This window comes from Brenneria izadpanahii (assembly GCF_017569925.1).
Lineage (GTDB): Bacteria > Pseudomonadota > Gammaproteobacteria > Enterobacterales > Enterobacteriaceae > Brenneria > Brenneria izadpanahii.
The window spans coordinates 1,496,388-1,509,715 of the sequence record NZ_CP050854.1 but is presented as its reverse complement, the minus strand read 5'-3'; the positions used below and the strand labels follow the sequence as shown (position 1 = coordinate 1,509,715).

Sequence of the window (13,328 nt, the reverse complement as noted above, 5' to 3'; positions counted from 1 at the left end):
CCCGCCATTCGCCCGCCCGATTAAGTGCCGCACATTTTACCATCACTTTTTCAAATGGCACGGACAATTCCCACACAGTTTTCATTAAATTGATCGAGCACATAAAACGGCGCGGCAATTGCCGCCGTTTTTAACCGAATCGTCCGGTAATATAATCTTCCGTTCGCCGTTGAGCCGGTGAAGTAAATAAATCATCCGTCTGATTATATTCGATTAATCTGCCCTGATGAATAAATGCCGTGTAATCGGAGACGCGCGCCGCCTGCTGCATATTATGCGTCACCAACACCAGCGTGAAATGCCGCTTCAGCGTGCCGATCAACTCTTCAATAACCAGCGTTGAGATAGGGTCCAGCGCGGAGGTCGGCTCATCAAGCAACAGCACTTCCGGCTTAATGGCGATAGCTCTGGCGATCACCAGGCGCTGCTGCTGCCCGCTGGAAAGGGTCAGCGCGTTATCCCCCAGCCGATCTTTCACTTCATGCCATAATGCCGCGGCACGCAAAGCCTGTTCCACCGCCTCATCCAGTAAACGCCGATCCCGAACGCCCTGTAGCCTCAGACCATAAATAACGTTTTCATAAATAGATTTGGGAAAAGGATTCGGACGCTGAAACACCATTCCGACCCGGCGGCGCAATACCGCCACATCCAGCTGCGGATCGGTAATCGGCGTGCCGTTCAGCCAGATATTGCCCTCGGTACGGCAATCATCGACCAGATCGTTCATGCGGTTAAAGCAGCGCAGCAGCGTCGATTTTCCACAGCCGGATGGACCGATCAGCGCGGTCACCTGATTTTTGGCGATACGCAGGGAAATATCATTCAGCGCCTGTTTAACGCCGTAATACAGATTCAGATGCTCCACCGCCAGCGCGACCCGCTCGTCGCTGAACGCGGGAGTATCCATAATCGACAATGTCTTCGCCTGCTTCATAAATCCCACCACTTCATCCTAAATTCAGAGCGACAGCGTACGATATCGTTCACGCAGTACGTGACGGATCCCCATCGCCGCAAGATTCAGCCCGACAACAATCAATACCAGCAGCAGAGCCGTGACATAGACCAGCGGCCGCACCGCTTCGACATCCGGACTCTGGAGGGCCAGATCGTAAATCTGAAATCCCAGGTGCATAAATTTCCGTTCCAGATGAAGATAAGGGAAAAGATCGTCAACCGGCAGCGCCGGCGCCGATTTCACCACCCCCACCAGCATCAGCGGCGCGGTTTCCCCGGCCGCCCGCGCGACGGCCAGGATCAGCCCGGTCATCATCGCGGGTATAGCCATCGGCAACACCACATGCCATAAGGTTTCTGCTTTAGTGGCGCCCAAAGCCAGAGAACCATAACGCACCGACATGGGAATACGCGATAATCCCTCTTCGGTGGCGACAATCACCACCGGCAATGTCAGCAACGCCAGCGTCAGCGATGCCCACAGCAGCCCCGGCGTGCCGAATGTCGGATTAGGCAGCGCTTCGGCATAAAAAAGCCTATCCAGCGTGCCGCCGACCAGATAAACGAAAAATCCCAGCCCGAATACGCCATAGACGATCGACGGCACGCCGGCCAGATTGACCACCGCGATCCTTACCCAGCGCGTCAGCATATTTTTACCGGCATACTCATGCAGATATACGGCGGCAATCACGCCAAGCGGCATGACGATAATAGACATCAGCACCACCATCAATACCGTGCCGAAAATCGCCGGGAACAGATGTCCGGGATGATTGCTGTCGGGAGAATAGTGGGCCAGCATGTATCTGACCTGCTGCGTCCAATGCTTTATTTTCTGACTCAGGCTCATCGCATTGGGATACCAGACTTGCTCAATGTCTTTGAGCGGAAAAAGATGCAGAGCGCCGTTCGCATCGCGCAGTTGCACCCTATCGCGATCGATATCCTGGTTAAGCTCGGTTAATTGCTGAGACAACGCCTCAAAATGCCGATGCAATTCGCTTCGTTCAGCATTGATTTGCGCCTGGGTCCGGCTGTCCAGCGTATCCGCCTGCCGCCGTTTTTTCTCTTCCAGACGCAATGCCTCAAACTGTTGGTTGATTTTCGCCATCTCGCCCAAGCGGATATCCTGCGCCATCTGCGACAACGCCTGAACCTGCTTCACCCGGCGATACAATGTTCCGGGCAGATCGTCGGCCAGCAACGGCTGCTCCTCCTCCAGCATTCCCGCCAGATAACCGTAAACCGTGCTGTTGTTCGCCAGCTTCAGCACCAGAATATCCGCCGGCTTGCTGAGGCCGACGACATCACGGGATAGCAGAGTCCGAAAGCTCCGGCCATAGATTTCCCGCTGGCCGGTTTTGATCAGGTAGCGCGTCGCCGTTTCTTCCGGCGACGACCCCGACAGCAGGCCGGCATCCCTGAGCTGTTGCGATGACAGCGTTTGCCGGTCATAAATCTCGCCGATAAGCGCGGGGGGCTCGCCCGCCTCCGGTTTTAACGTAAACAGCCATACGGGTTGCGGCCACAGGTAGCGCATGCCCTGACCGGCCAACAGAACGAAAATCGTCATCATCGCCAGCAGACTGATGCTAATGGATGATGCCGTCAGCCACACCCACGGCTTGCCGGACTGAAACCAGCGCCTCACGCGTTCTCTCCTTCGTCAAGATAGCGTCGGCGCAAACGCCGGCGAATCGACTCAGCCAGCGTATTCACCACAAAAGTGAAAACGAACAACGCCAGCGCCGTCATAAACAACACCCGGTAGTGGCCGCTATTGATGACGGCATCCGGCATTTCAATGGCGATATTGGCAGCCAGAGACCTCAGCCCTTGCAGTAATCTCGCATCCATAATCGGCGTATTGCCCGTCGCCATTAACACGATCATGGTTTCCCCGACCGCGCGGCCGAAACTGAGCATCAGCGCGGCAAAGATCCCGGCGCTGGCTGAAGGCAACACCACGCGCCACAGGGTTTGCCAGGGCGTGGCCCCCAACGCCAGCGATCCCTGGCTTAAACGGGAAGGAACGCTGAATAAGGCATCCTCCGCCAGCGAAAAAATCAGCGGGATCAAAGCAAAACCTAAGGCGACGCCCGCCACCAGCGCATTGCGCTGAACAAAATCATCCCCCATCCATTGATATAACGGCTGACCCAATATCCCTATCTCCAGAATCGGCCCCAGCCAGCAGCCGAAAATCAGCGTCAATAAGACGATCGGCAGCAGAAATATCGCATCCCAGCCGGCGGGAAAAAATTTACGCCAGCCGGCGGGCAGCGATTCCAGCAACCAGCCGCCGCCGAGCACGGATAACGCGCATAAAACCGGCATGACCAGGATGGCCGACAGATAGGCGGCAAAATGCGGCGCCAGCCAGATGGCGGCGATCAACCCGATGACCACCGTCGGCAAGGCTCCCATAATCTCCAGCGCCGGTTTAATCCAGCGCCGCAGAGCCGGCGACATGAAACAGGCCGTATAAATGGCGCAAGACAGCGCCAGCGGCGTGGCGAAAAGCATGGCGTACATCGCCGCTTTTAACGTGCCCAGCATCAGCGGCATCATGCTGAATTTGGCCTGATAGCCGTCATCGGCGGCCGTAGACTGCCAGACATACTCCGGCTCAGGGTAATTTTCATACCACAGCTTTTGCCACAGCCCGCGCCAGCCGATATCAGGATAGGGATTATCCACGTTGTACGTCCGCCAGCTATCCGCCGTTTCGACCAGCATGGTCTGGCCGCGCGGGGAAAATGCCAGCGACCGGGCATCCGGCGCGATATTTTGAGTCAATAGCGCGTCTGATTGTTTGCTGGCGAAAAGCGACAGGTCGCCCTGCGGCGTCAGCGTGGCGAATACCCGCCGTTGCGGTTCGCTGGCTAACAATACCGGCGCGTCCGCCATCTGAGGGAATCGGCGAATGGCCGTCAACTGCATGCCGTTTTCCGCCGGCACATCGAACCACTGGGTGATTTGCCCGTCGGCGGACTGAACCAGCAGAGAACGTCCGCCGGACAACAGGCTCAAGCGCAACGCGCCTTGTTCGGCCAACCGGCGGTTTTCCCGCAGTATCAGCCGATCGTCCGCTTGCCACACGCTGAGCCGCGTACCGTCAAGGAGATAAATTTGCCGGCCGTCCGGCGCGATCAGCAACTGATCCGCCGATTTACCGGGAAGTTCAACCTGCGCTTTTAACCGTATCCCCGCCTCCCCGACTTCGCTAACCACCAGACGGTAATCCTGGGTGACGGCCGCCACTATCAGGCGTTTTTCCGCGATTGCCGCTACGGCCAGTTGACGCAGCGGTTGCGCGGGCTGCCCCAGCGACAGCGGTTTTTCACCAAAGGGGAAACGCCACTGCGGAGCGAAATCGCCGCTCAGCGGCAGTAACGGCTGCACCAGACGGATCCGGCCGTCTGGCTGGCTGAGCGCATAAATGTGCCGGTCGCCGTGGCTTTCCACCAATAAATCCACTGATGGCGCAAGCTGAATACGCTGTAGCGTCCGGCCGGAAGCAAGTTCGATAAATTCGCCATAGCCTTGCCGGTCGATACGGAACCCCATCCGCCCGTTATCGCCGATCCCCACGGCCAGAGCGGGAGCCGAGGCGGTCATCGGGATCGTTTTTTGTTCGCTGATGGAGGGGGAAAGAAAAATCGGCGTCACGACATACAGCAGATAGAAAAAAATCGACAACAGCGTGATCAGCACCAATAAGCCGCTGCCCGCCACGACGCGGCGCGTCAGACGATCTATCCACGCCCGCCGGCGATCCCGGTGCTGTAATCTGTTATCTGTGTTTTCCATCGCGCTCGCCGTGATATTCAATCCGTCAGAGTTTCTTTATTTGTTCATCCCGCATAAAACGGGGTAGCATATGTTGCCTTTACCCTAATAATATGACAACGGTAAGTCTGTCTGCGTATTGGATTTTATCGTCATGAGCGCGCCATAATGTTGTTATATCCTTCGTCTTTCAAGTTGTAGCGGTGTCGGCTTGTCAAAATTACCCGACCTCTCACCAGACTTCTTCCTTTCGGGGTCGCTGTATGACGCGTTTGAATCCTCCTTCGGCGGGGTTTTAACCCGGTTCACCGAGTTGGCTAAACTTAGGGAGAGCGCACGATCGCCGGCCGGCTACATCTTGTGTTTATTGGATATAGATAGACCTTCAGCACATAGTCTAACGGAGTGAAAATGAGTCAGGATAAACTCTACATTGAGAAAGAGTTAAGCTGGTTATCCTTTAATGAACGAGTACTTCAGGAAGCGGCAGATAAAAGCAACCCCCTGATTGAGCGTATGCGCTTTCTTGGCATTTACTCCAACAATCTTGATGAGTTCTATAAAGTTCGTTTTGCCGATCTGAAAAGACGAATTCTAATTAACGAAGAGCAAGGTTCAGGCGATAATTTACGACACCTTTTGGGAAAAATTCAGGCTCGCGTCCTGAAAACAGATCAGCTATTCGATAGTCTTTACAACGAGTTATTACTGGAAATGGCGCGTAACCAGATTTTTCTGGTTAACGAACGCCAGGTTTCCCCGAACCAGCAGGAGTGGCTGCGGGAATATTTCAGACAGCATTTACGTCCGCACATCACGCCGATCCTGATCCTGCATGACACCAATCTGGTGCAGTTCCTGAAAGACGACTACACCTATCTGGCGGTCGAAATTATTCGCGGCGACGAGACGAACTACGCGTTGCTGGAAATCCCTTCAGACAAAGTGCCCCGCTTCGTTAACCTGCCGGCGGAAGCGCCTCGCCGCCGGAAAACCATGATTTTGATCGATAACATTCTGCGCTACTGTCTGAATGACATCTTCAAAGGCTTTTTCGACTACGACGCGCTGAACGCCTATTCGATGAAAATGACGCGCGACGCCGAGTACGATCTGGTGACCGAAATGGAATCCAGCCTGCTGGAGCTGATGTCCTCCAGCCTGAAACAGCGGTTGACGGCGGAACCGGTCAGGTTTGTTTATCAGCGTGATATGCCGGACGCGATGGTCGCCGTATTGCAGGAAAAACTGGGGATCTCCTCCTATGACTCGGTGATACCCGGCGGCCGTTACCATAACTTTAAAGACTTTATCTCTTTCCCCAACGTCGGCAGGGCCAATCTGGTCAATAAAGCGCTGCCGCAGCTGCGCCACGACGGGTTCAACCACTTCCGCAATGGCTTCGACGCCATCCGCGAACGCGACGTGCTGCTTTATTATCCGTACCACACATTCGAGCACGTGCTGGAACTGCTGCGTCAGGCCTCGTTCGATCCCAGCGTTCTGGCGATCAAAATCAACATTTACCGCGTGGCGAAAGACTCCCGCATCATTAACTCCATGATCCATGCGGCCCACAATGGCAAGAAAGTCACCGTGGTGGTGGAACTGCAGGCGCGTTTCGATGAAGAAGCCAACATTCAGTGGTCCAAACGGCTGACCGAAGCCGGCGTTCACGTAATCTTCTCGGTGCCGGGACTGAAAATTCACGCCAAACTCTTTTTGATTTCGCGCCGGGAAGGGGATGGCATCGTGCGTTACGCCCACATCGGCACCGGCAACTTCAATGAGAAGACCGCGCGGATCTATACCGACTACTCGTTGATTACCGCGGATGAACGTATTACCAATGAGGTTCGCCGCGTATTTAACTTCATCGAAAACCCCTATCGCCCGGTCTCCTTTGAGTATCTACTGGTTTCTCCCCAGAACTCACGTGATAAACTGTATAAGCTGATCGATAAAGAAACCGAAAATGCGCGAGCGAACATTGAGGCTAGCATTACCCTTAAGGTAAACAATCTGGTGGATAAAGGGCTGGTGGAAAAACTGTATCAGGCCTCTGCCGCTGGCGTAAAAATCAATCTGCTGGTGCGCGGCATGTGTTCGCTGATCCCCAATTTACCGGGCGTAAGTGAAAATATTCAGGCTATCAGCATCGTCGATCGTTATCTGGAACACGACCGCGTATATGTGTTTAATAACGGGGGCGATAAAAAAGTTTACCTCTCTTCAGCCGACTGGATGACGCGTAACATCGATTACCGTATTGAGGTCGCCGTCGAAGTTCTCGATCCCATTTTGAAACATCGCATTCTGGACATCCTTAATATTTTGTTCAGCGATACGGTGAAAGCCCGTGTGATTGATAAAGAGCTGAGTAATCGTTATGTATCACGCGGCAACCGTCGTAAGGTGCGCGGACAAAATGCCGTCTATGATTACATTAAAGCGCTGGAGCAACCCGGAGAAAAACCTGAATAATGCCATTAACTAGCAAAGAGACCAATGTCGTAAAACCCCAGGAATTTGCTGCTGTCGATCTGGGTTCCAACAGTTTTCATATGGTAATCGCCCGCGTGGTAAACGGCGCACTTCAGGTGCTTAGCCGTTTAAAACAGCGCGTTTATCTGGCTGATGGACTGGACAGTCAAAACGTGCTCAGCGAAGAAGCCATGGAGCGCGGCCTGAATTGTCTGACGCTGTTCGCCGAACGGCTGCAGGGGTTTCCTCCGCAGAACGTGTCGATTGTCGGCACTCACGCCTTGCGTCAGGCGGTAAATGTACAGGAGTTTCTGCGCCGGGCCGCTGATATCATCCCCTATCCGATCGAAATCATCTCCGGTCATGAAGAAGCCCGGTTGATTTTCATGGGCGTGGAGCACACTCAGCCGGAGAAAGGCCGCAAGCTGGTGATCGATATCGGCGGCGGCTCCACCGAGTTGGTCATCGGGGAGGACTTTGAGCCGATGCTGATCGAAAGCCGCCGCATGGGCTGCGTCAGCTTTGCCCAGCAGTTTTTCCCCAATGGCGAAATCAGCGAAAGCAACTTTAAGCGCGCTCGCCTGGCGGCGGCCCAAAAACTGGAAACGCTGTCCTGGGAATACCGCATCTACGGCTGGAAATATGCGCTGGGAGCGTCCGGCACCATTAAAGCCACCCATGAAATCTTGACGGAAATGGGTAAGAAAGATGGCCTGATTACGCCGGGACGGCTGGAAATGCTGCGCGATCAGATCCTACAGTTCAAATCGTTCAAATCGTTGAGCCTGCCGGGGCTGACGGAAGACAGGCAGTCGGTGCTGGTTCCCGGATTGGCGATCCTGTGCGGCATCTTTGACGCGCTATCAATCAACGAACTGCGTCTGTCCGACGGCGCGCTGCGCGAAGGCGTGCTGTATGAAATGGAAGGCCGTTTCCGCCATCAAGATATCCGTATCCGCACGGCGCAAAGTCTTGCCAGCCATTACAATATCGATCGCGAACAGGCCGGCCGGGTGCTGGAAACCACGGAGCTGTTATACGCGCAATGGGCGGAGCAAAATCCCAATCAGGTTAATCCGCAGCTTAAAGCGATTCTGAACTGGGCGTCGATGCTGCATGAAGTGGGGTTGGGAATAAACCAGAGCGGCATGCACCGCCACTCGGCCTATATTCTGCAAAATACCAACCTGCCCGGCTTCAATCAGGAACAGCAGCTATTGCTTTCCCTGATCGTGCGCTATCACCGCAAGGCCATCAAGCTGGAAGAGCTGCCGCGCCTGAATCTGTTCAAAAAGAAACAGTACTTGCCCATGATTCAGCTATTGCGTCTCGCCACGCTCTTGAATAATCAGCGACAGGCCACCACCACGCCGGAAACGCTGCGCTTGAGCACCGACGATAACCACTGGACGCTGATATTCCCGCGCGATTTTTTCGCCCAGAATAATCTCGTCCAACTGGATTTAGAGCGGGAGCAGGAATTCTGGCAGGATGTCGCCGGCTGGAAACTGAATATCGAGGAAGAGCCGGCTTAATCCGTACCGACGGCGGAGCGAGGCGCGATTTATTCTCGCGCCCGCCGCCAGCAGATGGACGCCGTTGCGCCGTCCGCATCCGGTTATTCAGGAAAGCCCGTCATACGGCGTAACGTCATCAATAATGGCGCCGGTCAGATCGGCGATGCGCTCAATCCCCTGCTGCCGGCAATAGGCGTTAAGATCGTCAAGAATGGCGATCATCGCCTTCGGATGAATAAAGGTTGCCGTCCCCACTTGAACCGCGCTGGCCCCGGCGTAAAAATATTCAATCACGTCGTCCGCCTGACTGATGCCGCCGCAGCCGATAATCGGAATGGATACCTGCTTGCGGCACTGATAAACCATACGCAGCATAATCGGCTTAAGCGCCGGCCCTGATAACCCGCCCATAATATTGCCCAATTTAGGACGGCGGGTCTGAATATCGATACGCATCCCCAGCAAGGTATTGCCGACCACAATCGCATCGCCGCCTTCATTTTCAACCGCCAAGGCAACAGCGGCAATGTCGGCGGTATTGGGGGTCAGTTTCGCCCACAGCGGTAAACGCGTCGCGCGGCGTAATGCCCTGATAACGTTGGCGGTTGACGCCGCCTCAATGGCGAAAGCTTTACCATCCGCCTCTATATTGGGGCAGGAAATATTGGCTTCAATTGCCGCAATACCTTCAACATCGCTTAGCCGCTCGGCCAGTTTGGCGAACTCATCCGCGGTATTGGCGGAAATACTGACAACCAGCGGCGGCTGATAGCGGCGCCAGAACGGCACCACATGCTGAATAAAGTGATCAACGCCCTTTCCTGGGATGCCTATCGAATTGAGCATCGCGCCATCCAGCTCGCAAACCCGGGGAACGGGATTCCCGCCACGCGGATGCAGGGTAAACGTTTTAGTGACAAAAGCGCCCAGCCGATTAACATCCATCACCTCGGTTAGCCCCTCAGCAAAGGTGCCGGAAGCGGGCATAATCGGATTAGCCAACTTTAACCCATTGATATTGACTGATAGATCGATCACAGCGCCACCTCCCGTAAGTTAAAAACGGGACCGTCATAGCACACTCGCTTACTTTCCAGCTTTCCACTCATACCGACTTTCATCGGGCGCACGCAGCAGTAACACATGCCAAGGCCGCAGGCCATCTGCTGTTCCAGCGCCACTTCCCCTTCAAAATACAGTTCCGCCGACAGCTTTTGCAGCAAGCGAATCAGGCGCGACGAACCACAGGTATACGCGGCGTCAATCGGCAGGCGCTGGTGCAACACGCGAATCAGGCGCTCCACGTTTTCCGTCGCGCTGGAACCATCGCTATCCACCACTTCAATCAGCTGCGCGCCGCTATCCAGAAAACGGCGCTGGGACATCAGGCGTTCCCGATCTTTGGCGCTGAGCAACGCCGTAACCTGAATATTCATCGCCGCCGCGTGTTCCGCCAGCGGAGCAAGCGTCGCCAGCCCCACGCCCCGGCCGACCACCAGAATATGGCGGTAGCCGGGCTTCAGCGTAAACCCTTTCCCCAGCGGGCCAAGATAGTTCAACCGATCGTCCGGGTTCAACGTGGCAAGCCCGCGCGTGCCGGCCCCCACAACCTTGTAGAGAAAATCCACCCGCCCTTGCTGCTCATCGGCAAACCAGGTGCTCATGGGACGACGAAAAAAGGGTTTGTCGGCATCGGTTTGCGGACACAGCAGATTAAAGAACTGCCCCGGCTTGACCTGCGATGCAACCTGCCCGACGTGAATCACCATGTGCTTGTATTCACTGTTTACCCATTGGTTACTAATAACCCGAGCGGTCCCATCTATAACAGTCATGATGTCTCCGTTTAATAATCAGAATCATTGTTACGCAATAACTCGCTTTTGGTGTTTATCCGCATAAGGAATAAAAAAACGTAAAATTAAAATGGCATCTTGTTTTTATAAAACGGCGTAGCGATAGAGCAGCAATCCTTATTACGCCGCAATCCTACGGCGCGAATTTATTCGGTTTCCCTGGTGAGGCAACCATAATTAAAATAAAGAGCTAATCAATTTCACCATTACCGTTATATCGCCAACGAGGTTATATCCCCCTGGACGAAGTTCGTACTACAGTTAATCGGTCCGCCGCCGGTAATACGGTTTTCCCGTCAGGTATCCGCCGATGAACTCGGCCGCCGCACGGGCGCGCCACATTGTCAGGTTGATCCTTTAGTGTTAAAATCACGCAAATTTTTGGCATATAGAGTACCATGAAAAATACCGCGATCGATTATCTGGCTATCGGACAAAGACTGAGAGCTTATCGCATAGCGGCCTCATTAAATGCCGAGCAAATTGCCTCGGCGCTTGGCATATCCCGTGCCGCCGTATATCGGCTTGAAAAAGGCGATATAAAGAAAATCGAAACGCTTGAACGTCTGGCCGAGTGCCTGCATACCACATTCGAAACGCTGCTTGGCGTCGGGATGGAATACTATTCCCATGCCAGCGGCTTCTTTGAAAGAATGCGCCAGCTTGAAGAGAACTCCACGCGTATTTATTCCCATTTCGATCCTTTTTCCTATCTGTTGACGTCCGAACACTACGATGACTATCTGAAACAGATGCTACTGGAAGCAGATAATAATCGTGCGCATTCAGATGATCTGGACGAAAAATCGCTGCAAACGCTTGATATCCTGTTTGAACGAAAATCTCATCTGAATAAACATCTGCCCAAAATCCATAACCTTATTGGCATTCAACATATTGAAAAATTTATTCATTTGGGCCTCATCGGCACGCTGAATATTTCCCCCAGCGCCAGAATGGAACGTGTTCTGCTGGCGCGGCAGGAAGTTCAACACCTGCTGCAGGTTCTTGAAGAGAAAAAGCACATTGTTCAGGTGGCGATCACAACCGAGACTATTCCCTCATCCACATTTCAAATTTTTTATAAAGACAGCGAACCGCTCTCGGTTGCTTCCAGCCCGTTCCGCCTCGGCGAACTCCCTAATATTCATTCAGGCGTAGCCTGGGTTTCTTCATCAAAAGAGGCGATTCTTCATCACCAGTCGCTGTTTGATGGGCTTTGGAATAACGCCGCCAAAGGCGAAGAAGCCTGCCGGTTATTACAGGAAACGCTGGACCGTTTCTAATCAATCCGCATTGGCTAACTGCCCTAGCGTCTGCTTCAACACTTTGGCCGCGGTAATAATCTCCTGCGGACTGGTGTATTCGTCCGGATGATGGCTGATGCCGTTTTTCGACGGCGCAAATATCATGGCCGTAGGATATTTGCTGGCCATATACATGGCATCATGCCCGGCGCCGCTCAACATGCGCCGGTAGCTGACCCCCTGCTCAAGAGCGACGTTTTCAATCACATCGCAAATAGCATTATCAAGCGGAACCGGGGTTTCCTCCGCGACCAGCTCAAGTGAAATATCAACGTCATTTTCTCTGGCGGTTTTACTGACCGAATCTTTCAGACGCTCGGCGACGCGCCGAATACTGGCCGGGTCGACGCCACGGATATCAACATAAAATTTCACCAGTCCGGGGATCACGTTCATCGCGTTCGGTAAAACATCCAGCTTGCCGACGGTGCCTACCGTTCCATAAATAATCTCTTTGCAGGCGGCATGATTAATATCGTTAATAATCATTGCGCTGGCCACCAGCGCATCGTGCCGTTGATACATCGGCGTGGCGCCGGAGTGATCGGCGCAGCCGGTCACCGTTACCCGATAACGGGTCGGCGCGGCGATGCCATACACAATGCCGATGGCCTTCTCTTCGTTTTCCAGTATCCGGCCTTGTTCAATATGCAGCTCCACAAATGCCGAATAGCGTTGAGCCTCCAGTTCGCAGCGCGCCAGCTGGTTCGCGGAATAACCGCTCTGCTCCATCGCCTGAAAAACATTCAAGCCATGATCGTCGGTATTCTCACGCCATTTTTCCTCGTCGCTATGGCCGGTTAAAATCTTGCTGCCAATGCAGGAGAAACCAAAGCGGCTTGACTCTTCGCCTCTGAAAACAACAAGTTCCAAATCTCTGCGCAGTTCTCCGGGCCGGTACTGCAACAGCGAATATAAGCCGCCGACGACCCCCAGGGTTCCGTCGTAGAGACCGCCGGACGGCACGGTATCAATATGAGAACCCGTACCCACCGCCGGTAGCGATCGATCCCGCCCCGGTAAGCGCGCAAAAATATTGCCCATCGCATCGCGGCTCACGTTAAGCCCCAACGACGCCATTCTCTCCGCCAGAAAATGATGCGCAGTTTCATCGGCTTCACCGAAAGCCAGCCGCGTTACGCCGCTTTTTCCCGTCGTTATGGAAAAAAGACTCAGCTCTTCCAGTAAACATCCGATTTCTTCGGCACCAAAATACGGCCCCATAACAACACTCCGCTCGTTCGCTCAAGCACTATTCGGCCTGCTTTAGCAGGATCGAACTTTCGATCGCACTTCCCGCCATTCAGATGGCGGGGGATTTCAGTGTTGCTCGCTTATCCAGGGCGAGTCAATATTTTTGTCTAAAAATTTAGACAATTAATTTTCACCAGTCTCAACAGGATTGACTA

9 protein-coding genes are annotated in these 13,328 nt (G+C 53.9%); 3 read left to right on the top strand and 6 right to left on the bottom strand.

Annotated elements, in window-relative coordinates; translation table 11 throughout:
* Positions 1 to 130 precede the first annotated feature (130 nt).
* Genes pstB through HC231_RS06685 form a run of 3 tightly spaced genes read right to left on the bottom strand, consistent with a single transcriptional unit; the run spans position 131 to position 4,776 of the window.
* A complete protein-coding gene (pstB, locus tag HC231_RS06695; RefSeq protein ID WP_208230283.1) occupies positions 131 to 937 on the bottom strand; it encodes a phosphate ABC transporter ATP-binding protein PstB in 807 nt (268 codons plus the stop codon).
* Positions 938 to 961: 24 nt separating this feature from the next.
* Positions 962 to 2,614 carry a phosphate ABC transporter permease PstA gene (gene pstA / locus HC231_RS06690; protein ID WP_208230282.1) on the bottom strand — a complete coding sequence of 551 codons (1,653 nt, stop codon included), beginning with the start codon at positions 2,612 to 2,614 and terminating at the stop codon, positions 962 to 964.
* Positions 2,611 to 4,776: an ABC transporter permease subunit gene (locus HC231_RS06685; RefSeq protein WP_208230281.1), complete on the bottom strand. Its 2,166-nt coding sequence runs from the start codon at positions 4,774 to 4,776 to the stop codon at positions 2,611 to 2,613. Before HC231_RS06685 ends, pstA begins: the two co-directional genes overlap by 4 nt.
* A gap of 390 nt (positions 4,777 to 5,166) precedes the next feature.
* Between HC231_RS06685 and ppk1 the strand changes: the two genes are divergently transcribed.
* Together ppk1 and ppx are read left to right on the top strand one after the other, a co-directional pair.
* Positions 5,167 to 7,239, top strand: a complete 2,073-nt coding sequence (gene ppk1 / locus HC231_RS06680) for a polyphosphate kinase 1 (RefSeq protein WP_208230280.1) — start codon at positions 5,167 to 5,169, stop codon at positions 7,237 to 7,239.
* Positions 7,239 to 8,774, top strand: a complete 1,536-nt coding sequence (gene ppx, locus HC231_RS06675) for an exopolyphosphatase (protein ID WP_208230279.1) — start codon at positions 7,239 to 7,241, stop codon at positions 8,772 to 8,774. Before ppk1 ends, ppx begins: the two co-directional genes overlap by 1 nt.
* Positions 8,775 to 8,861: 87 nt before the next feature.
* Here the strand turns inward: ppx and HC231_RS06670 are convergent, their stop codons facing one another.
* Entirely contained in the window at positions 8,862 to 9,794 is a 933-nt protein-coding gene (locus tag HC231_RS06670; RefSeq protein WP_208230278.1) for a dihydroorotate dehydrogenase, read from the bottom strand.
* Complete coding sequence (locus HC231_RS06665) at positions 9,791 to 10,591, bottom strand: dihydroorotate dehydrogenase electron transfer subunit (protein WP_208230277.1); 801 nt, start codon at positions 10,589 to 10,591, stop codon at positions 9,791 to 9,793. Before HC231_RS06665 ends, HC231_RS06670 begins: the two co-directional genes overlap by 4 nt.
* Positions 10,592 to 11,010: 419 nt before the next feature.
* On the opposite strand from HC231_RS06665, the gene HC231_RS06660 reads away from it, so the two are divergent.
* Positions 11,011 to 11,898: a helix-turn-helix domain-containing protein gene (locus tag HC231_RS06660; protein ID WP_208230276.1), complete on the top strand. Its 888-nt coding sequence runs from the start codon at positions 11,011 to 11,013 to the stop codon at positions 11,896 to 11,898.
* Here HC231_RS06660 and HC231_RS06655 read toward each other — a convergent pair whose 3' ends face one another.
* Positions 11,899 to 13,143 (bottom strand): Zn-dependent hydrolase, encoded by a 1,245-nt coding sequence (locus HC231_RS06655; RefSeq protein WP_208230275.1) that lies wholly within the window; start codon positions 13,141 to 13,143, stop codon positions 11,899 to 11,901.
* Positions 13,144 to 13,328: the final 185 nt, after the last annotated feature.

Excerpts from the sequence above, each read along its gene's own strand:
- pstB (WP_208230283.1), bottom strand. The coding sequence starts at position 937 with ATGAAGCAGGCGAAGACATTGTCGATTATGGATACTCCCGCGTTCAGC.
- HC231_RS06685 (WP_208230281.1), bottom strand. The coding sequence starts at position 4,776 with ATGGAAAACACAGATAACAGATTACAGCACCGGGATCGCCGGCGGGCG.
- ppk1 (WP_208230280.1), top strand. The coding sequence starts at position 5,167 with ATGAGTCAGGATAAACTCTACATTGAGAAAGAGTTAAGCTGGTTATCC.
- ppx (WP_208230279.1), top strand. The coding sequence starts at position 7,239 with ATGCCATTAACTAGCAAAGAGACCAATGTCGTAAAACCCCAGGAATTT.
- HC231_RS06665 (WP_208230277.1), bottom strand. The coding sequence starts at position 10,591 with ATGACTGTTATAGATGGGACCGCTCGGGTTATTAGTAACCAATGGGTA.
- HC231_RS06660 (WP_208230276.1), top strand. The coding sequence starts at position 11,011 with ATGAAAAATACCGCGATCGATTATCTGGCTATCGGACAAAGACTGAGA.
- HC231_RS06655 (WP_208230275.1), bottom strand. The coding sequence starts at position 13,143 with ATGGGGCCGTATTTTGGTGCCGAAGAAATCGGATGTTTACTGGAAGAG.